This is a genomic window from Enterobacter cloacae complex sp. P42RS (assembly GCF_014930595.1).
GTDB classification, from domain to species: Bacteria; Pseudomonadota; Gammaproteobacteria; order Enterobacterales; family Enterobacteriaceae; genus Enterobacter; species Enterobacter bugandensis.
The window spans coordinates 378067-403994 of the sequence record NZ_JADBRK010000002.1; the positions used below are offsets into that span (position 1 = coordinate 378067).

General features: G+C 53.9%; 30 protein-coding genes. 13 read left to right on the forward strand and 17 right to left on the reverse strand.

Features of this window, described 5'->3' with window-relative positions; genetic code table 11:
- Positions 1 to 85: 85 nt before the first annotated feature.
- From purB to rluE, 5 genes are read right to left on the reverse strand one after another with little or no spacing between them, the layout of a single operon-like run.
- Positions 86 to 1456 carry an adenylosuccinate lyase gene (gene purB / locus IM314_RS05135; RefSeq protein WP_014883421.1) on the reverse strand — a complete coding sequence of 457 codons (1371 nt, stop codon included), beginning with the start codon at positions 1454 to 1456 and terminating at the stop codon, positions 86 to 88.
- Positions 1457 to 1475: 19 nt separating this feature from the next.
- Positions 1476 to 2105 (reverse strand): high frequency lysogenization protein HflD, encoded by a 630-nt coding sequence (gene hflD / locus IM314_RS05140; protein WP_013097081.1) that lies wholly within the window; start codon positions 2103 to 2105, stop codon positions 1476 to 1478.
- 26 nt (positions 2106 to 2131) lie between these two features.
- The gene (mnmA, locus tag IM314_RS05145) at positions 2132 to 3244 is read right to left on the reverse strand and encodes a tRNA 2-thiouridine(34) synthase MnmA (RefSeq protein ID WP_028012751.1); all 1113 of its coding nucleotides are present in this window, start codon (positions 3242 to 3244) and stop codon (positions 2132 to 2134) included.
- Positions 3245 to 3284: 40 nt separating this feature from the next.
- The gene (locus IM314_RS05150; RefSeq protein ID WP_028012752.1) at positions 3285 to 3758 is read right to left on the reverse strand and encodes an NUDIX hydrolase; all 474 of its coding nucleotides are present in this window, start codon (positions 3756 to 3758) and stop codon (positions 3285 to 3287) included.
- Positions 3759 to 3767: 9 nt separating this feature from the next.
- On the reverse strand, positions 3768 to 4421 hold the full coding sequence (gene rluE, locus IM314_RS05155; RefSeq protein WP_045261618.1) for a 23S rRNA pseudouridine(2457) synthase RluE: 654 nt from the start codon (positions 4419 to 4421) through the stop codon (positions 3768 to 3770).
- Between the two features lie 117 nt (positions 4422 to 4538).
- Here rluE and icd point away from each other — a divergent pair, with 117 nt between their 5' ends.
- From icd to IM314_RS05170, 3 genes are all read left to right on the forward strand, one after another.
- Positions 4539 to 5789, forward strand: coding sequence for an NADP-dependent isocitrate dehydrogenase (gene icd, locus IM314_RS05160; protein WP_003857898.1), 1251 nt, complete (start codon positions 4539 to 4541; stop codon positions 5787 to 5789).
- A gap of 77 nt (positions 5790 to 5866) precedes the next feature.
- Positions 5867 to 6214 (forward strand): DUF1304 domain-containing protein, encoded by a 348-nt coding sequence (locus IM314_RS05165; protein ID WP_028012754.1) that lies wholly within the window; start codon positions 5867 to 5869, stop codon positions 6212 to 6214.
- 69 nt (positions 6215 to 6283) lie between these two features.
- The gene (locus IM314_RS05170) at positions 6284 to 6529 is read left to right on the forward strand and encodes a DUF2543 family protein (RefSeq protein WP_028012755.1); all 246 of its coding nucleotides are present in this window, start codon (positions 6284 to 6286) and stop codon (positions 6527 to 6529) included.
- Position 6530: 1 nt separating this feature from the next.
- Here the strand turns inward: IM314_RS05170 and IM314_RS05175 are convergent, their stop codons facing one another.
- Positions 6531 to 8030: an EAL domain-containing protein gene (locus IM314_RS05175; RefSeq protein ID WP_193358709.1), complete on the reverse strand. Its 1500-nt coding sequence runs from the start codon at positions 8028 to 8030 to the stop codon at positions 6531 to 6533.
- Positions 8031 to 8202: 172 nt separating this feature from the next.
- Between IM314_RS05175 and IM314_RS05180 the strand changes: the two genes are divergently transcribed.
- Together IM314_RS05180 and IM314_RS05185 are read left to right on the forward strand one after the other, a co-directional pair.
- Positions 8203 to 9687, forward strand: coding sequence for a sensor domain-containing diguanylate cyclase (locus IM314_RS05180; protein WP_320701294.1), 1485 nt, complete (start codon positions 8203 to 8205; stop codon positions 9685 to 9687).
- Between the two features lie 278 nt (positions 9688 to 9965).
- The gene (locus IM314_RS05185; protein WP_028012758.1) at positions 9966 to 10214 is read left to right on the forward strand and encodes a GlsB/YeaQ/YmgE family stress response membrane protein; all 249 of its coding nucleotides are present in this window, start codon (positions 9966 to 9968) and stop codon (positions 10212 to 10214) included.
- Positions 10215 to 10340: 126 nt separating this feature from the next.
- On the opposite strand, the gene IM314_RS05190 is transcribed toward IM314_RS05185, so the two are convergent.
- Both IM314_RS05190 and IM314_RS05195 read right to left on the reverse strand, forming a co-directional pair.
- Positions 10341 to 10439 (reverse strand): YoaK family small membrane protein, encoded by a 99-nt coding sequence (locus IM314_RS05190; RefSeq protein ID WP_014883431.1) that lies wholly within the window; start codon positions 10437 to 10439, stop codon positions 10341 to 10343.
- Positions 10440 to 10484: 45 nt separating this feature from the next.
- Positions 10485 to 11504, reverse strand: coding sequence for a sensor domain-containing diguanylate cyclase (locus IM314_RS05195; RefSeq protein ID WP_193358736.1), 1020 nt, complete (start codon positions 11502 to 11504; stop codon positions 10485 to 10487).
- Between the two features lie 308 nt (positions 11505 to 11812).
- Between IM314_RS05195 and IM314_RS05200 the strand changes: the two genes are divergently transcribed.
- Both IM314_RS05200 and IM314_RS05205 read left to right on the forward strand, forming a co-directional pair.
- Complete coding sequence (locus IM314_RS05200) at positions 11813 to 12067, forward strand: DUF333 domain-containing protein (protein WP_193358710.1); 255 nt, start codon at positions 11813 to 11815, stop codon at positions 12065 to 12067.
- 80 nt (positions 12068 to 12147) lie between these two features.
- Positions 12148 to 12453 carry a periplasmic protein gene (locus tag IM314_RS05205; protein ID WP_045630116.1) on the forward strand — a complete coding sequence of 102 codons (306 nt, stop codon included), beginning with the start codon at positions 12148 to 12150 and terminating at the stop codon, positions 12451 to 12453.
- Here the strand turns inward: IM314_RS05205 and IM314_RS05210 are convergent, their stop codons facing one another.
- Positions 12454 to 12798 carry a DUF488 domain-containing protein gene (locus tag IM314_RS05210; protein WP_041910484.1) on the reverse strand — a complete coding sequence of 115 codons (345 nt, stop codon included), beginning with the start codon at positions 12796 to 12798 and terminating at the stop codon, positions 12454 to 12456.
- 101 nt (positions 12799 to 12899) lie between these two features.
- Between IM314_RS05210 and IM314_RS05215 the strand changes: the two genes are divergently transcribed.
- Positions 12900 to 13607, forward strand: a complete 708-nt coding sequence (locus IM314_RS05215) for a CTP synthase (RefSeq protein ID WP_028012763.1) — start codon at positions 12900 to 12902, stop codon at positions 13605 to 13607.
- Between the two features lie 31 nt (positions 13608 to 13638).
- On the opposite strand, the gene IM314_RS05220 is transcribed toward IM314_RS05215, so the two are convergent.
- On the reverse strand, positions 13639 to 14826 hold the full coding sequence (locus IM314_RS05220) for a CynX/NimT family MFS transporter (RefSeq protein WP_193358711.1): 1188 nt from the start codon (positions 14824 to 14826) through the stop codon (positions 13639 to 13641).
- A 99-nt stretch (positions 14827 to 14925) separates the two neighbouring features.
- Between IM314_RS05220 and IM314_RS05225 the strand changes: the two genes are divergently transcribed.
- Complete coding sequence (locus tag IM314_RS05225; RefSeq protein ID WP_041910482.1) at positions 14926 to 15717, forward strand: helix-turn-helix transcriptional regulator; 792 nt, start codon at positions 14926 to 14928, stop codon at positions 15715 to 15717.
- Here IM314_RS05225 and IM314_RS05230 read toward each other — a convergent pair.
- Entirely contained in the window at positions 15701 to 16147 is a 447-nt protein-coding gene (locus IM314_RS05230; protein WP_193358712.1) for a DUF441 domain-containing protein, read from the reverse strand. The genes IM314_RS05225 and IM314_RS05230 overlap by 17 nt on opposite strands.
- Before the next feature lie 144 nt (positions 16148 to 16291).
- On the opposite strand from IM314_RS05230, the gene yoaI reads away from it, so the two are divergent.
- The gene (gene yoaI / locus IM314_RS05235; RefSeq protein ID WP_088205013.1) at positions 16292 to 16396 is read left to right on the forward strand and encodes a small membrane protein YoaI; all 105 of its coding nucleotides are present in this window, start codon (positions 16292 to 16294) and stop codon (positions 16394 to 16396) included.
- Between the two features lie 5 nt (positions 16397 to 16401).
- On the opposite strand, the gene IM314_RS05240 is transcribed toward yoaI, so the two are convergent.
- The 3 genes from IM314_RS05240 to yeaG all read right to left on the reverse strand — a co-directional run bounded on the left by IM314_RS05240 (position 16402) and on the right by yeaG (position 20300).
- The gene (locus tag IM314_RS05240) at positions 16402 to 16908 is read right to left on the reverse strand and encodes a YbaK/prolyl-tRNA synthetase associated domain-containing protein (protein WP_028012766.1); all 507 of its coding nucleotides are present in this window, start codon (positions 16906 to 16908) and stop codon (positions 16402 to 16404) included.
- Positions 16909 to 17007: 99 nt separating this feature from the next.
- Positions 17008 to 18291, reverse strand: a complete 1284-nt coding sequence (locus tag IM314_RS05245; RefSeq protein WP_028012767.1) for a YeaH/YhbH family protein — start codon at positions 18289 to 18291, stop codon at positions 17008 to 17010.
- A 74-nt stretch (positions 18292 to 18365) separates the two neighbouring features.
- Positions 18366 to 20300 carry a protein kinase YeaG gene (yeaG, locus tag IM314_RS05250; RefSeq protein ID WP_014883443.1) on the reverse strand — a complete coding sequence of 645 codons (1935 nt, stop codon included), beginning with the start codon at positions 20298 to 20300 and terminating at the stop codon, positions 18366 to 18368.
- A 430-nt stretch (positions 20301 to 20730) separates the two neighbouring features.
- Here yeaG and IM314_RS05255 point away from each other — a divergent pair, with 430 nt between their 5' ends.
- Positions 20731 to 21477: a MipA/OmpV family protein gene (locus IM314_RS05255; RefSeq protein WP_041910477.1), complete on the forward strand. Its 747-nt coding sequence runs from the start codon at positions 20731 to 20733 to the stop codon at positions 21475 to 21477.
- 78 nt (positions 21478 to 21555) lie between these two features.
- Here IM314_RS05255 and IM314_RS05260 read toward each other — a convergent pair whose 3' ends face one another.
- Together IM314_RS05260 and gapA are read right to left on the reverse strand one after the other, a co-directional pair.
- Positions 21556 to 22440 carry a D-hexose-6-phosphate mutarotase gene (locus IM314_RS05260; protein ID WP_041910476.1) on the reverse strand — a complete coding sequence of 295 codons (885 nt, stop codon included), beginning with the start codon at positions 22438 to 22440 and terminating at the stop codon, positions 21556 to 21558.
- Between the two features lie 75 nt (positions 22441 to 22515).
- Complete coding sequence (gapA, locus tag IM314_RS05265) at positions 22516 to 23511, reverse strand: glyceraldehyde-3-phosphate dehydrogenase (protein WP_006809136.1); 996 nt, start codon at positions 23509 to 23511, stop codon at positions 22516 to 22518.
- Positions 23512 to 23852: 341 nt separating this feature from the next.
- Here gapA and msrB point away from each other — a divergent pair, with 341 nt between their 5' ends.
- Together msrB and IM314_RS05275 are read left to right on the forward strand one after the other, a co-directional pair.
- A complete protein-coding gene (gene msrB / locus IM314_RS05270) occupies positions 23853 to 24266 on the forward strand; it encodes a peptide-methionine (R)-S-oxide reductase MsrB (RefSeq protein ID WP_028012770.1) in 414 nt (137 codons plus the stop codon).
- A 41-nt stretch (positions 24267 to 24307) separates the two neighbouring features.
- Complete coding sequence (locus IM314_RS05275) at positions 24308 to 24586, forward strand: YeaC family protein (RefSeq protein ID WP_193358713.1); 279 nt, start codon at positions 24308 to 24310, stop codon at positions 24584 to 24586.
- 59 nt (positions 24587 to 24645) lie between these two features.
- Here the strand turns inward: IM314_RS05275 and IM314_RS05280 are convergent, their stop codons facing one another.
- Positions 24646 to 25902 carry a glycoside hydrolase family 18 protein gene (locus IM314_RS05280; protein ID WP_193358714.1) on the reverse strand — a complete coding sequence of 419 codons (1257 nt, stop codon included), beginning with the start codon at positions 25900 to 25902 and terminating at the stop codon, positions 24646 to 24648.
- Between the last annotated feature and the right edge of the window lie 26 nt (positions 25903 to 25928).

The following is a 25928-nucleotide window of genomic DNA, read 5'->3' on the forward strand; positions in this document are numbered from 1 at the left end:
GCTGATTATGTTGCTGTGGGGATAAACATTCAGTAAACCGGGGAAAAGCAACCCCCTTTCCGGGCGGAAAGGGGGGGAAGGAACGTTACTTCAGCTCATCAACCATGGTGATGGCGCGGCCAATGTAATTCGCCGGAGTCATGGCCTTCAGGCGGGTTTTCTCTTCTTCCGGCAGTGCCAGACCGTCGATAAACTGTTTCATGCCTTCGGCATCGACGCGTTTACCGCGTGTCAGCTCTTTCAGCTTCTCGTACGGTTTTTCGATACCGTAGCGGCGCATCACGGTCTGAATCGGCTCTGCCAATACTTCCCAGTTGTGATCCAGCTCGTCCAGAAGACGGTCACGGTTCACTTCGAGCTTGCTCACGCCCTTCAGGGTGGACTGATACGCGATCAGCGCGTAGCCAATGCCCACGCCCAGGTTACGCAGCACGGTGGAGTCGGTCAGGTCGCGCTGCCAGCGGGAAACCGGCAGCTTGCTCGCCATATGCTGCAGCACGGCATTCGCCAGGCCCAGGTTGCCTTCGGAGTTTTCGAAGTCGATTGGGTTCACTTTGTGCGGCATGGTGGAGGAGCCAATTTCCCCGGCGATGGTCTTCTGCTTGAAGTGGTTCAGCGCGATGTAGCCCCACACGTCGCGATCGAAGTCGATCAGGATGGTGTTGAAGCGCGCGATGCAGTCAAACAGCTCTGCAATGTAGTCGTGCGGCTCAATCTGGGTGGTGTACGGGTTCCACTGGATCCCCAGAGAGGTCACGAACTCTTCGCTGAACTGATGCCAGTCCACTTCCGGGTACGCGGCAATGTGGGCATTGTAGTTACCGACCGCGCCGTTGATTTTACCCAGAATTTCAACCTGCTCCAGCTGACGGTATTGGCGCTCCATACGGTACGCCACGTTCGCCATCTCTTTACCCATCGTGGATGGGGTGGCTGGCTGGCCGTGGGTACGGGAAAGCAGCGGAATGTCGCGGTATTCCACGGACAGCGCTTTCACCGCGTCGATGATTTTACGCCAGTAAGGCAGCACCACTTCTTTACGCGCGGTGGAGAGCATCAGCGCGTGAGACAGGTTGTTGATATCTTCGGACGTACAGGCGAAGTGAATGAACTCGGATACCGCATGCAGAGCCGGGACGCTTTCCACTTTCTCTTTCAGGAAATACTCAACCGCTTTCACGTCGTGGTTGGTGGTGCGTTCAATGGTCTTAATGCGCGCGGCATCTTCTTCGCTAAACTCAGCAACGATTTTATCAAGGTAATCGTTTGCCTTTTCGTCAAAAGCAGGAACTTCCTTGATTGCTGCCTGGGCGGCCAGCTTCTGCAGCCAGCGTACTTCAACCTGAACACGGAACTTCAGCAAACCATATTCGCTGAAGATCCCGCGCAGCGCGCTGACTTTATCGCCGTAGCGTCCATCGACAGGGGATACGGCGGTCAGTGAGGATAATTCCATAATTCGCAACTCCGGGAGGTTAACAATGAGCAAGAATTTGTTTTGCCTGAGTAGTCAGGCGATTACGAGAAAACATTAACTGCAGGCGGCCACCGCCAACCTGATGCCACAGCACGGCGGCGCGGATCCCAGCCAGCAGGGAAGCGCGGACCTTCGCCTGCACCTGCGGGCTTTGCAGTACGGCAGGGGAGCCGGTGACCTGAATGCGCGGGCCCAGCGGGCTGATGACGTCAACGTAAATGCCCGCCATGGCGCTCAGCAGCGTTTCAGATTGCAGGTCAAAATGGTCGAGCTGACGCTGTAGCCCGGCGATGCGATCGCCCAGGGTATTGAGCGCGCCTTTCGCCGCGCTCAGCTTACGCTCAAGCACCATCAGGCTTAAGGTGTAGCGGGTCAGTTCCGCGTTTAACCCCTGACGGCTACTGGCGTTAAGCACGCCAAGCAGGGTTTCAAGACCGAGACGAAGATTGGTTTCGCTGCCGCCGAACACGCCCAGGGTTGAACCGGGGTTGAGGTCGATAACGCTGTTGAGCGAAACGTGCAGGGCATCAGCGTCACAGTGACCCTGATGCGCCAGCTGTTGCACCAGACGAGCAGACTGGCAAATTCCTGCCAGCGCAAGGGTGATGTCATAATAATTCTTCGCCACACGGTCTCCTTTATGTGTGCAATCGGTTAAACAGCGGGCAGCGGCAGGCGCTGTTCAATGATCCCGCCGCCCAGGCAGATTTCGCCGCTGTAGAAGACAGCAGACTGGCCCGGGGTAACGGCGGCGACCGGCTCGTCGAAACGGACGTCAATACGGTCGTCATCAAGCGCGGTGATGGTGCAAGGAATATCGGTCTGGCGGTAGCGCGTTTTCACCGTGCAGCGCAGCGTGCCTTTCAGGGGCTCGCGATCGACCCAGTGCAACTGCTGTGCGATAAGGCCAACGGACATCAGACGCGGGTGGTCGTGACCCTGAGCCACCACCAGAATATTGTTTTCGACGTCTTTGTCGACCACGTACCACGGATCTTCGCTGCCTTCTTTCGTCCCACCAATACCCAGGCCTTTACGCTGGCCTAAGGTGTGGTACATCAGCCCCTGATGCTGACCAATCTCGTCGCCATCAACGGTGACAATTTTACCTGGCTGTGCAGGCAGGTAGCGGCCCAGGAAATCACGGAATTTGCGCTCACCGATAAAGCAGATACCGGTGGAGTCTTTTTTCTTCGCGGTGATCAGGTCCAGCTCTTCGGCAATTTTACGCACTTCCGGCTTTTCCAGTTCGCCGACCGGGAACAGACTTTGCGCAATCTGTTCGTGGCTCAGCGTATAAAGGAAGTAGCTCTGGTCTTTATTGCCGTCGAGGCCGCGCAGCAGCTGGCTTTTGCCATTCACGTCCGCACGACGCACGTAGTGACCGGTCGCAATGTAGTCAGCGCCCAGATCTTCCGCGGCGAATTCCAGGAAGGCTTTAAATTTGATCTCTTTGTTGCACAGAATATCCGGGTTCGGGGTACGGCCCGCTTTGTACTCTTCCAGGAACAGTTCAAAGACGTTGTCCCAGTATTCTGCGGCAAAGTTAACGGTGTGCAGTTCAATGCCGAGCTTGTCGCATACGGCCTGCGCGTCGGCGAGATCCGCTGCGGCAGTGCAGTATTCCTCGCCATCGTCTTCCTCCCAGTTCTTCATGAACAGGCCCTCCACCTTATAGCCCTGTTGCTGCAACAGGTAGGCGGAAACGGAGGAATCGACACCGCCGGACATGCCGACGATCACTTTTTTCTGGCTGTTATCTGACATGGAATACTCACGACATTGAACTTCAAGGCGGCGTATTCTATCACGCCCCCCCACCGTTGACACCCTCTGTAAACGGCCAGTTAAATTCTCCGATGACACCCAGCGGCAGGCGTGCGCCTGACTGCCAGCAGCGGATGCTTTCCGCAACCAGCGGCGAGCGCAGGTTTGGCGCGTTCAGGATCTCCTCGGCGGTGACCCACAGGCAGCGATCGATATCGTCATCATGCGGTTCTGTGGCGCACGTTTCGCTAAGCTCAACGGCGAATAAAAAGCGCAGGAATGGGGTGCTGTCGGGCGCAATCCACTGGTGCATGCGAATGAAGTGCTGAGGCTCAGCGCGAATGCCGGTCTCTTCCCAAAGCTCGCGCTTCGCGGCCTGCAGCAACGTTTCATTGGCTTCAAGATGTCCGGCAGGCTGATTCCACAGCGCCCTGCCGTTGATGCTCTCTTCCACAACGAGGAATTTTCCCTGCGCGTGCACCACGCAGGCGACCGTAACATGAGGTTTAAACATCGTTTCTCCTTAAGGGGCAGCGTCGCGCCATTCGCCGTTTGCCAGCGTATCCAGCGTGTAGCTGCCCATGGCGTAGCGAATCAGACGTAGGGTAGGGAAGCCGACGTGCGCGGTCATTCGCCTCACCTGGCGGTTGCGGCCTTCATACAGGGTGATTTTGAGCCAGCTTGTCGGGATGGATTTACGCTCGCGAATGGGCGGGTTACGCGGCCACAGCCACTCCGGCTCATTCACGCGTTCAATACCGGCGGGCAGGGTGGGACCGTCGTTCAGCGTCACCCCGCTGCGCAGTTTCGCCAGCGTCTCTTCGTCCGGCTCGCCTTCGACCTGCACGAAGTAAATTTTGCCGGTGCGTTTGCCCGGTTGTGTAAGCTTCGCCTGTAGGGCGCCGTCGTTGGTCAGGACCAAAAGTCCTTCGCTGTCCCGGTCCAGGCGACCGGCGGCGTAGACGCCCTGAACGGGGATGTAATCCTTTAGCGTGCTGCGTCCGGCCTCATCGGTAAACTGCGGCAAAACATCGTAGGGTTTATTGAACAGAATAACCCGCTTTGGCTGGGTTTCTTGTGGTCGTCTGGCGGCTTGTCGTGAGCTGAATCGCTCAACCCGGTGTTTTGTAAAAGAAGTTTTCTTCATGGTATTTTCAGGTGTTATCAATTGCCGCATTATAGCCTAATAACGAAGACCTTTCATGGCGCAGGACAATCAGGTACTATCGAAGGGCTCATTACAATTTATTAACATAAGATCAGTAACAACCAGAAGCGCTCGAAGGAGAGGTTAATGGAAAGCAAAGTAGTTGTTCCGGCGGAAGGTAAAAAGATCACCCTGCAAAACGGCAAGATTAACGTTCCTCACAATCCGATTATTCCGTTCATCGAAGGCGACGGTATCGGTGTAGACGTTACCCCGGCAATGCTGAAAGTGGTTGATGCCGCTGTTGAGAAAGCCTACAAAGGCGAGCGTAAAATTTCCTGGATGGAAATTTACACCGGTGAGAAATCAACGCAAGTTTATGGCCAGGACGTATGGCTGCCAGCAGAAACGCTGGACCTGATCCGCGACTACCGCGTTGCTATTAAAGGCCCACTGACCACTCCGGTCGGCGGCGGCATCCGTTCCCTGAACGTGGCGCTGCGTCAGGAGCTGGACCTGTACGTGTGTCTGCGTCCGGTTCGTTACTATCAGGGCACCCCAAGCCCGGTTAAGCACCCTGAACTGACCGACATGGTTATCTTCCGCGAAAACTCAGAAGACATCTACGCGGGTATCGAGTGGAAAGCGGACTCTGCTGATGCAGAAAAAGTGATTAAATTCCTGCGCGAAGAGATGGGCGTGAAGAAAATTCGCTTCCCTGAGCACTGCGGTATCGGCATTAAGCCGTGCTCTGAAGAAGGGACCAAGCGCCTGGTGCGTGCGGCCATCGAATACGCGATCACCAACGACCGTGATTCTGTGACCCTGGTTCACAAGGGCAACATCATGAAGTTCACCGAAGGCGCGTTCAAAGACTGGGGCTACCAGCTGGCGACCGAAGAGTTCGGCGGTGAGCTGATCGACGGCGGCCCGTGGCAGAAGATCAAGAACCCGAACACCGGCAAAGAGATCATCATTAAAGATGTCATCGCCGATGCGTTCCTGCAGCAGATCCTGCTGCGTCCTGCTGAATACGACGTGATCGCCTGTATGAACCTGAACGGTGACTACATTTCTGACGCCCTGGCGGCACAGGTTGGCGGTATCGGTATCGCCCCTGGCGCGAACATAGGCGACGAGTGCGCCCTGTTCGAAGCAACCCACGGTACTGCACCAAAATACGCAGGCCAGGACAAAGTGAACCCAGGCTCTATCATCCTCTCCGCAGAGATGATGCTGCGTCATATGGAATGGTTCGAAGCCGCAGACCTGATTGTCAAAGGTATGGAAGGCGCGATTAACGCGAAAACCGTCACCTATGACTTCGAACGTCTGATGGAAGGTGCTAAGCTGCTGAAATGCTCAGAGTTTGGCGACGCGATTATCGCGAACATGTAATCCAGATTCTGGGTTAAACAAGAGCGGGGGCCTGAGGGTTCCCGTTTTTTTTGCCTCTGCCTACGGGAAATAACACGATGCTCGCTACTGTTCTTATCGCTGTCGTTGCATTCATCCATATCTACATTCTTGTGCTGGAAATGTTCCTGTGGAACACCAGAACGGGGCACAAGGCCTTTAATCTGCGTCCCGATTTTGCGCGCGACACCCGCGTGCTGGCCGCGAATCAGGGGCTGTATAATGGTTTTCTGGCTGCGGGTCTGCTCTGGAGCCTCTGGCTTGGTGAAAAGGGTATATCTGTGGCCATCTTCTTCCTGACCTGCGTGTTGATTGCCGGACTCTTTGGTGCAGCGACCGCCAGCCGAAAGATACTGTACGTTCAGGCCATACCTGCTCTTGCAGCCCTGCTTGCCCTGCTTATCTGACTCAACGCGTTGGTTAACCGTACGTCGTCGGATATACTTGTGGCTTCACCCTCAGAGGTTAACGCTGTTATGAATAACGAAATCCCACTGAAGTATTATGACATCGTCGAAGAATACGCGACGGAAGCCACAAAGCCCGTGAGTGAGTCAGAGCAGGACTCGCTGGCGCATTATTTCCAGCTGCTTCTCACGCGTTTGTCGAATAATGAGGAGATCGATGAGGAAGCTCAGCAGGAGATGGCGCGTGAAGCCGGGGTTCGTGCCGAACGTATTGATGATATTGCAAACTTCCTCAATCAGTGGGGAAACGAGTAACCTACCGGGCGATCCCTGCGAGTCGCTTCGCAAGCTCGCTTCGGGTGACGGATTTTGAGAAATACCATCCCTGAATCAGCGCCTCGGGGTATCTTTCAGCAATAAAGCGATACTGTATTTCGCTCTCTACGCCTTCGAAAACAAGCGTTTTATTCAGTTTTGCGAGGGCGTCGCTAAAGATGACAAAAATGTTCTGCTTGTAATGTTCACTGATGCCATCGACCAGCGACTTGTCGATTTTGATCTCATCATATTCAAGCAGCGAAAGCCTTGCCAGGTTTGAGTTTTGCACCCCGAAGTCATCAATGGATATTCTCACGCCAAGGTTTTTTAAATCCTTGCAGAAATCTTCCAGAATATTCCCCGTTGAAATGGCTTTTTCAGAAAGCTCGATTTTGATCAGAGAGAGCGGAATGTTATTAGCTAAACAGCTACGGCGCAAAATGCTGATAAACTGTCCGTCTTCAATTTCCGTTCGGTCAACATTGAGCGAAACAACCAGATGATATTTAATAATAAGTGGCGCGATATCCGAAAGGGATTTTTGGAGAATATTAATATAGTAATTTTTATACAGGCCAATTTTTTTGATTAATGGAATAAACAGTTCCGGGGAGACGTCTCCGTAACTTGCGTCACGCCACCTCGACAAGACCTCCACGCCTACAATTTTTTTATCCTCAATCCGAACAATGGGCTGGTAATGAACGCCGATGGTATTAGTGATAACTGCTTTGACCAGCGTCCGCTCCAGGGAAAACCGGTCCTCGTTGAGTCGAAAGAAAAAGAGCGTTATCGCAATCCAGATAAAACATAAAATGACCGCGAGAACGATAAATACAACGGGAGATAACGAGGCCAGTCCCGCGTTGTGATGCTTCACAATGACGCACAAATCCCACGTGTTGCTGCACCGGGTGAGGGTCAGGGTAAACAAGGAGGAATTCAGTTCGCTCTGTTGGTTTAATTCAGGCGTAGCCGAAAAAAACGTTCTGCTTAAGTCCCTGGTGGTGGTGCTCAGAGAATAGCTCTCCGTAACCGGGGTGAATTTATCGTAAGCATAGCGGGAGGTGAAGATAGTGTGATTATTATAGATGGCCGCATTGCCGATAAAAAAATCTTTTCGCGAAAATTGCGCGAGGAGAAATCCTCTGGGCGTTTCATGGAGCTCTTCAGGAAGCGGGACAGGATTAACGAGTTTACCCCAAAAAGCGGTACAGACTATTTTTCCCTTTTCAATAAAACCGACGTCAGCGACATAGCGGCTTTCGAGCTTGACCTGTCGGTAGCGATCGAGGCTGTCTCTGTCGCATCCCTGTGTGGTCAGGTTTTTGAGCGTCTGCGCCACGCTCTGGGTCAGACTTTCTGAATGCTGTAAAAGGGTTCGGGAAATCTCAAGCTGTTTGCTTTTCTGCTGGCTCCCGATAACTGCATTAACCGCAAAAAGAGACAGGAAGACCAGAAACGCTGAAACGATAGTAACGGCAATGATCTTTTTCATTTTCCAGATACCCTGTCCGCTCCCTCATCTCTCAAATCTTATCACAGGCAGTGCAAGCTACAAGCCTGATAATAACGGCAGCCGTTATGCTTAAGTGCAATTTGTTTTCCTCTTAACCTGAGCTTTGTTACAGTGACAAGAGTTGTCAGCCAGGGATGCCAGGCGTGATAAGGTGGAAAAGCTCGTGCACGTGAAAAATACTTTTTACACAACAACCATTACCGTCATCATTGTCTCATTGATTGTTTCATTGTCGCTTGCCGTCCAGATTGCCACGTCCCGACAGCAGTCAATCCAGCAAATCAATACCAGCGTTGCCAACCTGAGCCATACCCTTAACGTCTACACGGAAGGGATCATTCGCCAAAGTGAAATGTTGATTACCACCGTTTCCGACACAATTGAAATTTATGGTATGACCCCGCAACAGGCGATCAATATTCAGCGAATGATAAGCAATCAGGATAATCTTCTTACTCAGATTAATAATGTGGTTGTCTACGATGCGCATGGGGATATCTTCACTGCATTGCACAAAAATTTTGCGGGCCCCCATAATGGCGCGGACAGGGCATTTTTTGTCTATCACAAGGAAAATAAAAGTCAGCAGATTTATATTGGTGAGCCGGTGATAAGCAGAACCAATGGTAAATGGGTTATTACTCTTAGCCGACGTCTTGAAACCCACACCGGTGCATTTAACGGTGTTGTGGTGGTGACGCTGGGTATCGAAAATTTTCTGGCGCTTTATGGACAGATTAATATTGGTCACGCGGGCGTTATTGGTTTAACGACGCAAGCAGGTGTTTTACTGATTCGTTATCCCTTTAAAAATAACTATATCGGTACGATTTTTTCTGACTCACCTCTCTTCAGAAAATACCTCAAGGTACAAAATACAGGGATAGCCAGCTCTGTCTCCAGGTTTGATAAAATTGAACGCATTTATGCCTATGAGAAAAACAGGCGCTACGGACTGGTTACGACGGTAGCGGTAAGCATTGATGAAGCCCTTTCACCGTGGCGCAAGCAGGCGATTCAGCTTGCCGCACTTATTTTGGTGTTTACCGCGACGCTCATCGTGGCGTCCTGTTTCCTCTATTCCGACTTATCCAGAAAAGCACGGGATAACAAAGCGCTAAAGATTATTGCCTCGGAGGATGCGCTGACAGGGCTTTATAACAGGCGCATCTTTGATGAAAAAATCCTCTCGGAAATTGCGGCGTGTGCGGCAAAGGACGCGCCGGTTTCGCTGCTCCTTGTGGATGTGGACTACTTCAAAAAGTACAACGATAACTACGGTCATCCGGAAGGGGACAGATGCCTGGCGTTGCTGGGAAACTGCCTCAGGGAAAGTCTCACCCGCGACAACCAGATTGTGGCGCGCTATGGCGGGGAGGAGTTTGCGCTGATTTTGCCTGAAGCGGATATCCAGGAGGCGCTCCGCCTTGCGCAGACGATTATTCGCTATGTTTTCTCTCAGCAAATTGAACACGCGTTTAGCCCCTTCGGGCGGGTCACGGTAAGCGTAGGGGTCTCCAGTGCGCGTGCTGTCAACATCGCGGGTAGCCAGCAGAATATTATTAATGCTGCCGACCAGGCGCTCTATCAGGCAAAACGCGGCGGGCGCAACCGGCACGCTTTCGTTGGGGCTTGATCAAAAAAAAGCCCACTCATGAGTGGGCAAGAAATACTGGAAGCAATGTGAGCAATGTCGTACTGAATACCTGAGTGTTTTTCTCAACTATTCAGTGTTGAGAAAGATAATCTTTCTCAATAAAAGATGCAACCCCACAGTTCTTGTGGAAGGGCATGTTGATGAAGAAATGCGCAGACTCTCTCTGTGAGGCTTATCACAAATTTCCTTTCTCAGATCCTGTGCTATCCTTTTTGTGTCGTTGATTTAATGACAAAAACCATACAGAGAGGAAAGTTATGGGAATTTTATCCTGGATTATCTTTGGGCTTATTGCGGGTATTCTGGCGAAGTGGATCATGCCGGGCAAAGATGGCGGTGGGTTTATCGTCACCATAATACTGGGTATTGTCGGCGCGGTAGTCGGCGGTTGGATCAGTACGCTGTTCGGTTTTGGTAAAGTCGATGGCTTTAACTTCGGCAGTTTCGCGGTCGCGGTGATCGGCGCGCTGGTTGTGCTGTTTATCTACAGAAAGATCAAAAGCTAATACTGAAGCGTTAAAAAGGCTGCCATATGGCGGCCTTTTTACGTAACGGGTTTACCACCAGCCAAATTGCGTGCCGGCAAACGCCACGACGGCAACGATCAACATTATAAGGGTGGTTTTTCTCATTTATGCCCCCGGAGCAGCGTAACCACCGACAAAAAACCACGCCAGAAATACCACCGCCGTTATAAAAATAACGACCGGGAAGAGGATCCCTATTCTCATATCATCACCTGTTTCGGTTTTTATAACGCCGTAGAGTGTACGGGGTTAATCCATCGCGAGAAAGCCTGTTTTGCTTTTTCCTTTTTTATCCTGATACATCGCGATATCCGCGGCACGTAACGCACTGTCCGGATCGGTTACGCCGGGATCCACTTCGATAACGCCGAGGCTGGCGCCAGGATAAATGATGCTGATGCTACCCAGCCAGTATTCCCCCGCAATTCGGGCGCTGAGGCGCGTTCTGAGAAGGTGGATTTGCTCCTCATTCTCGACGTTGCACAGAGTGGCCACCAGAAACTCATCGCCGCCCAGCCGGCCGATGATATCGTCCTGCTGTTTTACTGCAGTCAAACGCTTGCCCACTTCAATCAGGAACTGGTCGCCTGCTTCATGCCCGTATCGATCGTTAATCAGTTTAAAATCATCCAGATCGATAAAGGCAATGATGGCGTTACGTTTCAGATGCCGCGCCAGCGAAAACAGGGTGGTCAGATCCTCAAAAATGGCGCGACGGTTGGGTAACCCTGTAAGAGCATCTGTGTAGGAGTGGGCGATAAGCGCCGCGTTGGCTTCACGGAGCTGGGTCACCAGAGACTCTTTCTGAATGTACTGACTAATCAACCCGGCGAAGAGTTTTAGCATCTGCTCGCCGCGCGCGCTGAGCGGTTTTTTTGCCGTGCTGGTGGCGCAGAGCGTACCGTAAAGCGAGCCATCGGCAAGATGAACGGGGATGCTCATGTAAGTGGTAATGCCGAGTGCTTTCGCCGCTTCACACTCCGGCCAGCGCTCGGGAACATCGTTACTGAATAGCGTGTCGCTATCGAGCGCGCGCTTACACAGCGTTTCATCCCACGGCACGCTTAACCCTTCCGGGATAGTCATCTGCTTGCTGTTTCGGGCATAGAGGATATGCTGCAGCCGGGCTGTTATATCCACCTTCGTCAGATACGTCGACTCCATGTCGGTGACGATTTCCAGCATCTCCAGCAGCTGACGAACGAGGCTTTCAAGGGATTGCTCGGTGGCAAGGGTTTCTGAAACGCGAGCGAGGATAAGATCCGACATGACGTAGAATGACTCCCAGGCAGAAGACGTCTGCATCTGCATGTTATGCTGATTTTTTAGGCTTCCGGCATAGTAAAACATGAATATAGAAAATTTAATATATGCAGAGGTAGGCAGCAGGCGGGAAAAAAAGCCCCGTTGTTGAGAACGGGGCAAAGACATCTTGATTACGGAATGATGTTCTCTGGTCAAAGTGAGAACATGCCAGACTGTAGCGTTGAAAAGTGCAGTTAGAATGGAGAAATCATGGAGAAAGCGGCGACAAGCCGTTACCCTTAGCCAATGATGATGTCAAAAGGATCAACAAGATGAGATTTCTGCTACTGGCGCTGGCGCTTCCCCTGTTTGCCTGCACCGCAAAAACAACCCCGCCCGACGCCCCGAAACCGCCGCACGCCGTGGGCATGGCGAACCCGGCTTCCGTTTACTGCCTGGAAAAGGGCGGGGAACAGGTCCCGATTCAAAGCCCGCAGGGGGTCCGCACCGAGTGCAAGCTGCCCGGTGGCGAAGTGATCGACGAATGGACGCTCTATCGTCGCGATCATCCGCAACCTGCCAGGTGACAGAGGGACAGTAGCTGCGATACACTTCTCTTTAGGATTATTCTTAGCCAGTTTCTGGCTACCGTTACCGCGAGAGAAGTATGTTTCAGCTTAAACCGGGCAGCGTGGCGATGATCGTCGGTGCCCGCACGGCGTCAGGCCGTCGCAATATTGGTAAATCTGTGGAGCTATTTGGTCTCTGCCAGCCCGGCCAGCGTTTCGTTAACCCGGTCAACGGCGTGATGACGCAGTTACCCGCAAGCGCGGACCGCGCGCTCTGGCTGGTGACGGGAGACGTCTACGCCTTTGACAATCAGCACGGCTTTGCGTTTGTTCGCGCCGAACACCTGATGCCGCTCACCCCGGACGAAGCCCCGCAAATTCAGGATGAGCTAACGGTCAGCTGATCACAGATGGCGCAGCCAGTCGGCTAAGACCAGAGCGTGATTCTGCTTCGTGTCCTTCGCGCCGTAGAGCAGGGTTACGGTCTGCTTTTTCGCCAGCGCCGCCAGACGCTCTCCTTCGTCCTTATGCTGCGCCAGCTCTTCCTTGTAGGCTTTAGTGAAGGCCGCGAAATCAATCGCTTCGCTATGAAAGTCCTTGCGTAACGCGCTGGACGGTGTGAGCGTTTTACACCATTCGTCATACGCGAGGTCCGTTTTTTTCACCCCGCGGGGCCAGAGCCTGTCCACCAGAACCCGATAGCCATCGCCCGGGCTCGCCTGTTCATAGACGCGTTTGCACTGAATCATAATTCCACCCTCCCAATTTAAGGTATTGTGATAATTGCAGAAGATCGGTAGTCTGAGGTTCCTTATGTTATCTGATAATACTCTGGCATAAGGAACCTTTCATGGAACACCTCCCGGTTAAAACGACGCTGCGCATTGCGCTGGTTGGCGATTACAATCCTGATGTTATTGCACACAAGGCGATCCCGCTGGCCATTGACGACGCCGCCGCGGTCCTTGACCTCACCGCCGATTACGACTGGCTTGCCACCACGGAATTAACCAGTTCTGAGGATCTGGTGGGCTACGATGCCATCTGGCTGGTTCCCGCAAGCCCCTATAAAAATACCGAGGCGGCCTTTATTGCCGCACGCTACGCGCGTGAAAACAGCATTCCGTTCCTGGGCACCTGCGGTGGGTTCCAGCATGCGTTAATTGAGTATGCCCGTAACGTGCTGGGCTGGAGCGACGCGGCACATGCTGAGACGGATACCGAAGGCACGATGGTGATTGCGCCGCTGACCTGCTCGCTGGTGGAAAAAACCGATGCCATTGAGCTGCGCAATAATACGCTGATCGCGAAGGCCTACGGAAAGCCGGAAATCGTAGAGGGTTATCACTGTAACTATGGCGTATCGGCGGCGTTTGCTCAGGAACTGGAGAGCGGTGATATGCGCGTGACGGGCTGGGACGAGCAGGGGGAAATCCGCGCTGCGGAGCTGGTGACCCATCCGTTCTTTGTGATCACCTTATTCCAGCACGAGCGTGCTGCGCTGGAAGGGCGTCCGGTGGTGCTGGTGCAGGCAATGCTGCGCGCGGCGCGCGGGTAAAAAAGGCAGACCCGATGGTCTGCCACCGTGTTTATCGGGGCGCGATTTCCCGGTCGCGCCCGGCAAGTAGGCCGCAGATGGCCATGACGACAGCGGCCAGCGCGCAGGCGAGAAGCGGGATCCGCCAGTCTCCAGCCGAATCGTGAATTTTACCCATCAGCGGCGGACCGCAGGCGGCGAGCAGATAACCAATAGACTGTGCCATACCGGACAACGCTGCCGCCTGGTGTGCGGAGCTGGCGCGCAGGCCGATGAACGTCAGGCCGAGGATCATCGTTGCCCCGGTACCAAAGCCAAACACCAGCGTCCACATCACCGCCATCTCAGGCATAAACCACAAACCCGCCGCGCTAACCGCGCACATCAGCCCAACCGCTCCGGCAATGGTTCGCTGATCCTTCATACGCTGCAGGACGAGCGGAACGGCAAGCCCCGGCACGGCCGTGGCAAGCTGTAAAAGACCGTGCACCGAGCCGGCCTGCGCTTCGCTAAAGCCATGGCTGAGCAGTATGGCCGGCAGCCAGCCGATGATGACGTAATAAATCAGCGAATTTATCCCCAGAAAGAGCGTCACCTGCCAGGCGAGTGCCGAGCGCCAGATCGCGCGGTTATGCAGCGCGCCTGCGCCCGTTACCGTTGCGACGTGTTTTTGACGCCACTGCGGCAGCCAGAGTAACAGCGCGATCAGAGGAAACGCCATCAGCGTCAGCAGCGCGCCGTGCCAGCCCGCATTACCCTGCGCCAAAGGTACGATCAGCGCCGAGCCTAACGCGGCAGAGACACCCATCGTCAGGGAATAGGCGCCGGTGAGTCGGGCAACCTGGCCCGGGAAATCACGCTTAATTAAGCCGGGCAACAGCACATTCCCCAGCGCGATCCCGCAACCAATCACCGCCGTTCCGATGAAAAGCAGGGTAGCGGAAGGCAGGGAGCGAACCGCAATCCCGATGCAAATCAGCATCAGGGCGATAAACAGGCTGCGCTCCATGCCGATACGCCGGGCAACGCCCGCCGCGAGCGGGGAGACAAGAGCAAAGGCCAGCAGGGGCAGGGTGGTCAGCAGACCGGTTTGCGCCGTGCTTAAGCCATAATCAAGGCGAATGGTATCGAGCAGCGGCGCTGCGCCGGTAAAGGTGACGCGAAGCGTGGTGGCAATCATCAGGATGCCTGCAATCAACAGCGCGCCCTGTTTTCCTGAGGTGCGAAGAGCAGTAGTCATTGTGTTCTCATACGTTCAAGCGAGCGCACACAATACCGATTTTCTCAGCGGTTGAAATCAGGCTAAAATGACAGTTTATCGCTAATATCGGACAACCTGATGATTGGTCTGGGACTGGACGGCTACGATCCTGATAGCCAGCACGATGCGGCCGTCGCGTTTCGCATCCGCGTGGTGACGGAAGAACAATATATTCCGCAGCATCAACACCGTAAGGGGCAGCTGATTCTGGCCCTTGGCGGCGCGATCACCTGCGAAGTGGAAAATGCGATGCTGATGGTACCGCCCCAGTATGCCGTCTGGATCCCAGGCCAAATGCCGCACAGCAACAGGGCCACGCCGGGGGCGCAGCTCTGCTTTTTGTTTATTGAGCCTGGTGCCGCCAGCCTGCCCGACCGCTGCTGCACCCTGAAAATCTCTCCCCTGGTGCGGGAGCTGATTTTATCCCTGGCGGAGAAATCACGTGAACAGCTGCATCTTGCGGCCACATCGCGTCTGGTGGACGTCCTGTTTGATGAGCTGCCGCTCCAGCGTCAGGAGCATCTGCAGCTGCCCGTCTCTCCCCATCCTAAAATCCGGCTGATGAGCGAGAAGATGGCGGAAGAGCCCGCCGCCTGGCAGACGCTGGCACAGTGGGCGAGTCATTTCGCGATGAGTGAACGCAACCTGGCGCGGCTGGTGGTCAAAGAGACCGGTTTAAGCTTTCGCCGCTGGCGTCACCAGCTTCAGCTGATCGTGGCGTTACAGCATTTGATTAGCGGGAAATCGGTGCAGCAGGTGGCACAGTCTCTGGGCTATGACTCAACGACCGCGTTTATCACCATGTTCAAAAAGGGGCTGGGCCAGACGCCGGCGCGTTACATGGCCAGCCTGACTATGACTTCCCGATAAACAGGGACACCAGCCCTGCCGCAATCAGCGGGCCTACCGGCACGCCGCGGAAGAGCGCCACGCCGAGTACCGTGCCCACCAGCAGGCCCGCCACCAGCGAGGGCTGGCTGCTCATCAGCGTCACGCCGCGTCCGCCCAGCCACGAAACAAAAATCCCCACCGCGATCGCCACCAGAGATTTCCAGTTCATAAACGAGTGCAGCAGCGTTGAGGCGGGAAGGGTGCCGCTGGCGATGGGAGCCATCACCCCGATGGTTAAAATGATGATCCCGATGGTGAGGCCTTGTTTTTCTATCCACGGGAAAAAGGTATTTAACGGGGTCACGCGCACAATAATCAGCACCAGAATCGAGATGGCGACGGTGGTGTTATGGCTGATAAAGCCGAGCGCGGCGAGCGCCAGAAGAATGAGCAGAGTAGGGTCAAACATGGGGGATCCTTGCCAGAATAATTATCCTGCTTACTGTACGCGCAAACGCGGCGGAGGACAGCGTTTAAAAGATTTTATCGCTGTCATTACCTTGTCATTTACGCGGATTAAAACGAAGGCAGGTATCGCAAAGGGATCGCCATCATGAACGATCACATGTTTGTTGAAACGCTCATTATCTCCTCATCGTTTTTCGCTATTGCCGTGATTCTCGTCGCCTCCGTGCTGTTTCTGGAAAGAAGAGGCTAGCGCCGTCACGACGACGCTTTATGGAAGTTTACAAGCTCAGGACGGGCGATGCGCAGGTAATCCTGGGTGTCCATGATCACGGATTTCTCCAGTAAACCGGCGTTAAAGGCAATTTCGTCGAAACGCTCGAATAGCAGCGGGTCGGCCACTAGCGCCAAATCAGGATGGAAGCTAAAGGGCGGGATCGCGCCAAAAACGCAGGCGGTAAGGGTATCGACCTCGGCCGGGCTGGCGAGGGAGGCTTTAAGCCCGCCAAAATGGCTGGCAAGCTGGCTCAGATCGGCCTGCAGGTCGGCGGCCAGAATCGCCAGTACGTGTTTTTTAACGCCGTTGCCCTTCACCTTGCAGACCAGGGCTTTTGCCCCCTGGCGCAGATCGGTCCCGCGAATTTCACTCACCGCTTCGCATTTCCCCACCGCCTCGTGCTCCATGACGCGAAAACGCGCGCCCTGCTCGGTGAGTAAGGTAATCAGCTGATGGTGGGTACTTGTCCCCATAACGTCGTCAGTCATCATCATTTTCCCGGTGATAATCCAGTATGCAGCTTGCTACATTAGCACGGGATAAACGGGGTCGAAAGAAAACAGCCAGCGGATTCGCTGGCTGTTGGGTTATGCGTTGCTGGTAGCAGATTGCTTGTGGAACAGCTCCCTGAACACAGGATAAATATCATCCTGATCGCGGATATGCTGCATGGCAAAGTTATCGAACATGGACTGCAGATGTTCATATTCCCGCCACAGGGTCTGGTGGGCGCGACGGGTGATTTCGATATAGCTGTAGTAACGCACCACCGGCAGAATTTTTTTCGCCAGGATCTCGTGACACAGCGGTGAGTCGTCGGCCCAGTTGTCGCCATCCGACGCCTGCGCAGCATAAATGTTCCACTGCGCCGGGTCGTAACGCTCTTTCACTACTTCATCCATCAGCTTCAGGGCGCTTGATACGATGGTCCCCCCGGTCTCCTGGGAGTAGAAGAACTCATGTTCATCCACCTCTTTGGCCTGGGTGTGATGGCGGATATAGACCACTTCCACGTTCTTATAGGTTCTGCTCAGGAACAAGTAGAGCAGGATATAGAAACGCTTCGCCATATCCTTGGTGGCCTGGTCCATCGAGCCGGAGACGTCCATCAGACAGAACATCACCGCCTGGCTGGAGGGTTCAGGACGTTTTTCGTAGTTCTTGTAGCGCAGGTCGAAGGTATCGATAAACGGTACGCGGTCGATCTTCGCTCTTAGCTCGGCAATCTCTTTACGCAGGCGCTCCTCTTCCAGCAGCTGCGCCGGCTCCGTGTTTTCCACGACCTTCAGGCTGCTCTCCAGCTCGCGCAGTTCGCGACGTTTGCCTGCCGTCATGGCCGTGCGGCGCGCCAGAGAATTCTGCAACGAACGCACAACGCTGATATTGGCGGGCACGCCGTTAGCGGTATAGCCCGCGCGATGGGTTTTATACTCGTTAAGCTGACGATGCTGATTCTTTTTAAGATTCGGCAGCGCAAGGTCCTCAAACAGCAGGTCGAGATATTCATCTTTCGAAATCTGGAAAACGAACTCATCCTGGCCTTCACCGTCCTGGCTGGCCTGCCCCTGACCGCTTCCTGAACCACCGCCGCCGCCCTGAGGGCGCTCAATTCTGTCGTTCTGAACGAAGTGGTCGTTACCTGGATGAACGCGATGGCGCAGGCCGCCGCGCCCCTGATGAAACATCGGTTCGCTGATGTCATCGGTAGGGATGGAGACAGACTCGCCGCTGTCGACGTCGGTCACCGAGCGTTTGTTGATGGCCTCGGAGATCGACTGTTTAATTTGCGCTTTATAACGGCGCAAGAAGCGCTGGCGGTTCACCGTGCTCTTGTTTTTGCCGTTAAGACGCCGGTCAATAAACCAGGTCATATACCCCCCGTACTGCATTTGCCAACTTGCGTTTTTGTTGGCCCGGCAGGCGCAGGCGCTACCGGGCACTTGTTTTAGGACGATTTACGCACGCGCAGATACCATTCGCAGAGCAGGCGAACCTGTTTGCGGGTGTAGCCTTTTTCCATCATACGGTCGACAAAATCGTCGTGTTTCTTCTGCTCGTCGGTTGAGGTTTTGGTGTTAAACGAGATCACCGGCAGCAGCTCTTCGGTATTGGAGAACATTTTCTTCTCAATAACCGTGCGCAGCTTCTCGTAGCTGGTCCAGTTCGGATTGCGCCCGTTATTATGCGCTCTGGCGCGCAGGACGAAGTTCACAATCTCATTCCGGAAGTCTTTCGGGTTGCTGATCCCGGCAGGCTTCTCGATTTTTTCCAGCTCCGCGTTCAGGGATTCACGATCAAACAGCTGGCCGGTATCCGGGTCGCGGTACTCCTGATCCTGGATCCAGAAGTCAGCATAGGTGACATAGCGGTCGAAAATGTTCTGCCCGTATTCTGAATAGGATTCCAGATAGGCCGTCTGGATCTCTTTGCCAATGAACTCGGCGTATTTCGGGATCAGATAGCCTTTCAGGAACTCAAGGTAGCGTTCAGCCTGCTCCTGCGGGAACTGCTCGCGCTCGATTTGCTGCTCCAGGACGTAGAACAGATGAACCGGGTTGGCCGCCACTTCCGCGTGGTCGAAGTTAAAGACCCGGGAGAGGATCTTAAACGCGAAACGCGTGGAGAGGCCGTTCATCCCTTCATCAACCCCGGCGTAATCGCGGTATTCCTGGTACGATTTCGCTTTCGGATCGGTATCTTTCAGGCTTTCACCGTCGTAGACGCGCATTTTCGAATAGATGCTGGAGTTTTCAGGCTCTTTCAGACGCGACAGGATGGAGAAGCGCGAGAGCGTTTCCAGCGTGCCCGGAGCGCATGGCGCATGCACCAGCTCACTGTGGTTAAGCAGTTTTTCGTAAATTTTGATCTCTTCGGAGATCCGCAGGCAATAAGGCACCTTGACGATGTACACGCGGTCAAGGAAGGCCTCATTGTTTTTGTTATTACGGAAGGTCACCCATTCCGATTCGTTCGAGTGGGCGAGAATAATCCCGTTAAACGGCAGGGCGGAGATACCTTCCGTCCCGTTGTAGTTCCCTTCCTGGGTCGCCGTCAGCAGAGGATGCAGCACTTTGATCGGTGCTTTAAACATCTCGACGAATTCCATAATCCCCTGGTTGGCGCGGCACAGCGCACCGGAATAGCCATAGGCATCCGGGTCGTTTTGTGCGAAGTTTTCCAGCTTACGGATATCGACTTTACCCACCAGCGCCGAGATATCCTGGTTGTTCTCATCACCCGGTTCGGTTTTGGCGATAGCGATCTGCTCCAGTATGGATGGCCACACTTTCACGACGCGGAATTTAGTGATATCACCGCCAAATTCGTGCAGGCGTTTTGCTGCCCACGGCGACATAATGGTGCCGAGGTAGCGACGCGGGATGCCAAACTCTTTATCCAGAATTTGCGCATCTTCCTGCGGGTTAAACAGGCACAGCGGATGGTCGTTCACCGGGCTGCGTTCGCCGTTGGCGCTTAGCACGTAAATCGGTACGCGCTGCATCAGCGACTTCAGGCGTTCAGCCAGCGAGGATTTACCGCCGCCGACGGGGCCGAGTAAATAGAGGATCTGTTTCTTCTCTTCCAGACCCTGGGCGGCATGCTTCAGATAGGAGACAATCTGTTCAATGGCATCTTCCATACCATAGAACTCTTCGAACGCCGGATATCGGGCGACCACCCGATTCGAAAATAGACGGGAAAGCCGTGGCTCCAGGGCAGTATCAACCATGTTTGGCTCACCGATAGCCATCAATAGCCGTTCTGCCGCATTGGCATAGGCACTGCGATCTTGCCGACAAATGGTAAGAAACTCCTGCAGTGTGAACTCTTCGTCCTTGGCAGCTTCGTAGCGCTGGCGATAGTGATCGAATATATTCATGGCATGCCGTCCTTTCGTTTTTTAGCACAGGATAAGAGCCGTTCGTATGAGTAGTGGAGGCTCCCGGAAGAGAATCTCTCGCACCCCACTGCCAGAGCAGCAACCTGTGTGCCAGGTCAGACGCTAAGAACCGCAGGTGTTCAGGAAAACTCTTCTTAAATTTAAGCGTAGATGGCATTTGCCAAACTTGCATGCTGAGAAAAACTAATTTCAATGACATATCAATAACTCATCCAAAAATTTCCACCCTGGTTATAAGGCTTAAGCACGTTTTTCATGCATCGGTCATATAAATGAAAGCGGGTTGTCATCTGAAAAGTTAAAAATAATGGGTTAATCAGACTGATTAGCAGGCAAAAAATTTTGGGATGTACGGGAATGGCGGTTACACTTCACCCGCTGATTATTTGACTACAGGAAAGAATGGATTGTGACCAAACTCAAACTTCTGGCATTGGGCATCCTTGCCGCGACCGCAGTTAGCACCGCTCAGGCGGAAAGTCAGTGGACGGTGGGTGCGGGCGTTGGCGTCATTAACAGCCCATACAAACAGTATGACCGCGATGTTTATCCTGTACCCGTTATCACCTATGAAGGCGATAACTTCTGGTTCCGCGGTCTCGGCGGCGGCTACTATCTGTGGAACGATACGGCCGATAAGCTCTCTATCATGGCCTACTACGATCCAACGCACTTCAAGCCAGGCGACAGCGACAGCCACGCGCTTCGCCAGCTCGACAAGCGCAAAAGCTCCATGATGGCCGGGCTTTCATACGTGCATAACACCCAGTATGGCTTCCTCCGTACGGCCCTGGCGGGTGATACGCTGGATAACAGCAACGGCTTTATCTGGGATCTGGCGTGGTTGTATCGCTATACCAACGGTGGGCTCACCCTGACGCCGGGTATCGGCGTGCAGTACAACAGTGAAAACTACAACGACTATTACTACGGCGTCTCTAAAAACGAGTCCCGCCGCAGTGGGCTGAAAAGCTACAGCGCCGATGATGGCTGGGATCCTTACCTGGAGCTGACCGCGAGCTATAACTTCCTTGGCGACTGGAACGTCTACGGTACTGGCCGTTACGAGCGTCTGAGCGACGAAGTGAAGGATAGCCCGATGGTTGATAAGTCCTGGGCTGGCATCTTCTCGGTGGGTGTGACCTACAAGTTCTGATTGTGCATTATCGCGGTGCAATCATTGCATCAAAACGGGGCGCTTGCGCCCCGTTTGCTTTGGTGTGGTGCAGCGACCTTATCGCTTAACGATGCGAATTGTTTGCCCTAAACGAGAAGGCTTTTCCTCGCTCGCTTTCTGCGGGGTGGTTACGCAGGCCGTTTCCACGCAGACGAACGTTTTGTAACCGTCATCAGGGATGTCGGCCATGCTGATGGAGAGTGCAGGCCCCGGGTTCCAGCCCACCACGTTGCTGTGATGGTGATGAACCACCTCAATGCCGCGGTTCAGAGCACCGTCGTGGATCACGCTGCACGCTTCCGGATGCAGATAGACGCGGTCAGTACGGTCAGGGAACGCCTGAACGCCGTCGCTCAGCTTACCTTCCTTCGCGTTATCAACTTTGTCGATAAAGGTATCGCCCAGGCCGCTCACCTTCACCGCATTGATGTCACCCACGTTGAAGTAGGTATGCAGGGCAGAGGTGGTCTCGAACTCGCCGTGGGCTTCCAGTTCAATCTCGCAGCTCTGACCCAGTTTGAAGCGGGCATACAGAGTGAAATCATGCGGCCACAGGGCGCGGGTTTCATCATTAGCCTGCAGCTCAAAGGTCAGCACTGCGCCGTTGTCATCTTCGTTATGCGCTTTCAGCGTCCACTGCTGGTTACGGGCGAAACCGTGAGAAGGCAAACCCGGCTGTGCGGACGGGCCAAACCACGGCCAGCAGATCGGTACGCCGCCGCGAATCGCATCCCCTTTTTTGAACGAGGTGGCGTCACTCAGCCACAGCGCTTCCGCTTCGCCTTCCGGTTTCCAGGAGAGCAGGTGTGCGCCGTTCAGCGCCACGGAGGCTTTAACGCGCGGGTGGTCAACGACGATAACGTCGGCACCGTCAATCTGACGGCGGGAGAGCACAGGGGTAAGTTGTTCGACTACCGGAAGTGCAAAAATTTTATTTATCATTAAGCAATCCTCTGTCTAAAAAACAATAAAAAAGGCGACCGAAGTCGCCTTTTTGGATCAATCACTCATCTCAACTTATTTGGAGATGTGAGCGATCAGGTCCAGTACTTTGTTAGAGTAGCCGGTTTCGTTGTCGTACCAGGAAACCAGTTTCACGAAGTTGTCGTTCAGTGCGATACCTGCTTTAGCATCGAACACGGAAGTGCACACTTCGCCGTTGAAATCGGTAGATACAACGTCGTCTTCGGTGTAACCCAGAACGCCTTTCATTGGGCCTTCGGAAGCAGCTTTGATTGCTTTCTTAATTTCTTCATAAGAAGCAGCTTTTTCCAGACGAACGGTCAGGTCAACAACGGATACGTTAGGAGTTGGAACGCGGAACGCCATACCAGTCAGTTTGCCATTCAGTTCTGGCAGTACTTTACCTACAGCTTTAGCAGCACCGGTAGAGGATGGGATGATGTTCTGAGCCGCGCCACGGCCGCCGCGCCAGTCTTTGTGAGACGGGCCGTCAACGGTTTTCTGAGTAGCGGTGGTCGCGTGAACGGTAGTCATCAGACCTTCGATGATGCCGAAGTTGTCGTTGATCACTTTAGCCAGCGGTGCCAGGCAGTTGGTGGTGCAGGATGCGTTAGAAACGATGTCCTGGCCAGCGTAAGTTTCGAAGTTTGCACCGCGAACGAACATTGGGGTGTTGTCTTTGGAAGGACCAGTCAGAACAACTTTTTTCGCACCCGCAGTGATGTGTTTACGTGCAGTTTCGTCGGTCAGGAAGATACCGGTTGCTTCAGCAACAACGTCAACACCGATTTCGTTCCATTTCAGGTTAGCTGGGTCTTTCTCAGCAGTAACGCGGATGGTTTTGCCGTTAACAACCAGGTGGCCGTCTTTCACTTCAACGGTGCCGTCGAAACGACCGTGAGTTGAGTCGTACTTCAGCATGTACGCCATGTATTCAGCGTCCAGGAGATCGTTGATACCAACGATTTCGATGTCAGAACGTTTCTGAGCAGCACGGAAAACAATACGGCCGATACGGCCAAAACCGTTGATACCTACTTTGATAGTCATATATTCCACCAGCTATTTGTTAGTGAATAAAAGGTTGCCTGTAAAATTACAAAAACCTTACGCAGCGTCAAGCGGAATCGTGTCAATCATTGCGACAAATCAATCCTGTGACTAACGTTTGTGCGACTGACTCGCCTCACTTTCCCTTTGAGCTTGCAACCACATGGGGGCTGCGCCCGGAATTTTAAAGTCCTCGCAGGATAAAAATGTGAACGTGATCACAATTGCCTGACCGCCTTTTCGCGACACATAAGTTTAGAACAAAAGTGCACGCAAGGGTGTTAATGTTTTGTTAGAATCCGGGTTAAAAGATGTCTGTTTCTACAGCGAGATGTAAGCATATGTCGAACCAACATAACCCTGACGATCTGAAAAAAAACCTCACCGAAATGCAGTTTTACGTGACCCAGAATCACGGCACGGAGCCGCCATTTACCGGGCGATTACTGCACAACAAGCGAGACGGTGTCTATCACTGTCTGGTCTGCGATGCCCCGCTGTTCAATTCACAAACGAAATACGACTCCGGCTGCGGCTGGCCGAGCTTTTACGAGCCGGTGAGCGATGACGCAATCCGCTATCTGACCGACTCGTCGCACGGTATGGTGCGCACGGAAATTCGCTGCGGTAACTGCGACGCGCACCTGGGGCACGTCTTCCCGGATGGTCCTCAGCCAACGGGTGAGCGTTTCTGCGTGAATTCAGCCTCAATGAGCTTCACCGATGATGAAAACGGCGACCAGATTAAGGGTTGAAAAAACGATTCAGCAAATTATTCCTTTGAAAGGGAGAGATCGTGAATATTGAGGACATGATTAACGGGATGACCCCGGAAGTTTATCAGCGTCTGGTGACCGCCGTTGAGCTGGGAAAATGGCCGGACGGTGTGGCGCTCACGCCTGAGCAAAAAGAGAACAGTTTGCAGTTGGTGATGCTGTGGCAGGCGCGCAATAACACCGTTGCGCAACACATGACTATCGACACTAACGGTCAGATGGTGATGAAGAGCAAGCGCGAACTGAAGGAAGATTTTGGCATCACGCCGAAGCCGATTGCGACGATCAAAATGCAATAACGGTGCGGGTTGATGCCCTCACCAGGCCCTCTCTCTGTGGGAGAGGGCCTGGTGTCTTACTACTTATGCGGGATCCCGAGCGACTCCGCCAGCTGTTTCGCTAACTGATTATTGTCGTCCGCTCCGTACTCCCAGAACATCGCCCCGGCGAGACCTTTCTCTTTGATGTAGTCCGCCTTGATCTCGACAGAACGCGGATTCTCATACGAAATCGCAAACAGCGCGTTGCCATCGGCACCCTTTACCGAGAGCCACGGTACCTGCGCCCGGTCGTCCCAGTGCTCGGTAAAACGTTTCTGCGGATCGTTCAGCAGCTTCTTCACGATATCGTTGTACTTCACGTAGGTATCTTTAGTCAGGTCATAGCCGAGCGACTTAAACAGGGCGATCTCCTGCGGTCCAAAGTAGGGCTGGGTGACCGGATTTTTTTGCGCGTCCGGCTTGCTCCAGTCAATGCCCGGTTCAACCGCACGTTTCGGTACGCGGCCGTAAAAACCGATCCCGAGGTTCATCTGCTTCGGCTTAAGTCCGGCGGCCAGATAGTTGTTCACCACAAAATCGACGCTGTATTTGTCGGCGGCAGCCACCGTTGGCCAGGCGCTGGAGTCATACAGGTTCGCGTTGAAGTACTGTGTCCCGTACGCCATGTCGTAGGTCATCAGGTTGATGTAGTCGAGGAGCGGGGCGATGGCTTTGACATCCACCCAGCTTTTCGGACTTTCCGCATTCGCGCCCACCGCAATGGTCACCAGCTTTTTCTGCCCGAACGCGTCGCGCATCTCTTTCAGCAGGGCGGTGAAGTTATCCCTGTCGGCGGGCTGGCTTGCAACCAGCCCCCACGCGCCGTTGACCGGATATTCCCAGTCGAGATCGATCCCGTCCAGACCGTATTTCTCAACAATTTCCTTCGCGGAGCGGATAAACACCGCGCGACTCTCCTGGGTTGCCGCTGCGCCAGAGAAACCGCGCGCCCCCCAGCCGCCAACGGAGAGCAGGACTTTCAGGTTCGGGTTTTGCTTACGCAGAGTGGGGATTAAGGCCAGATCGGACGCCACTTTTGGCGACAGCCAGATTTGATGCAGCTTCGCCGGATCTTTCAGCGCGGGGTTGGTCTCGTCTTTCTCGTTGTTATAAACAAGCCCAAACGAGTAGTTCAGGTGGGTGATCTGACGAACGTCCAGTTTATTGATATCGCCACCCGGTCCGGCGGTGACATCGCCACCCCCGTTAAAGTAGCCCACGGACATCAGAGGCGCGGCGGAAGCAAGCGACGCGCAAAGCAAGGGTAATGCTGCCAGCAGGGGCAAACGTTTCATACAAGTTCCTCTTTGACTTAATAAAA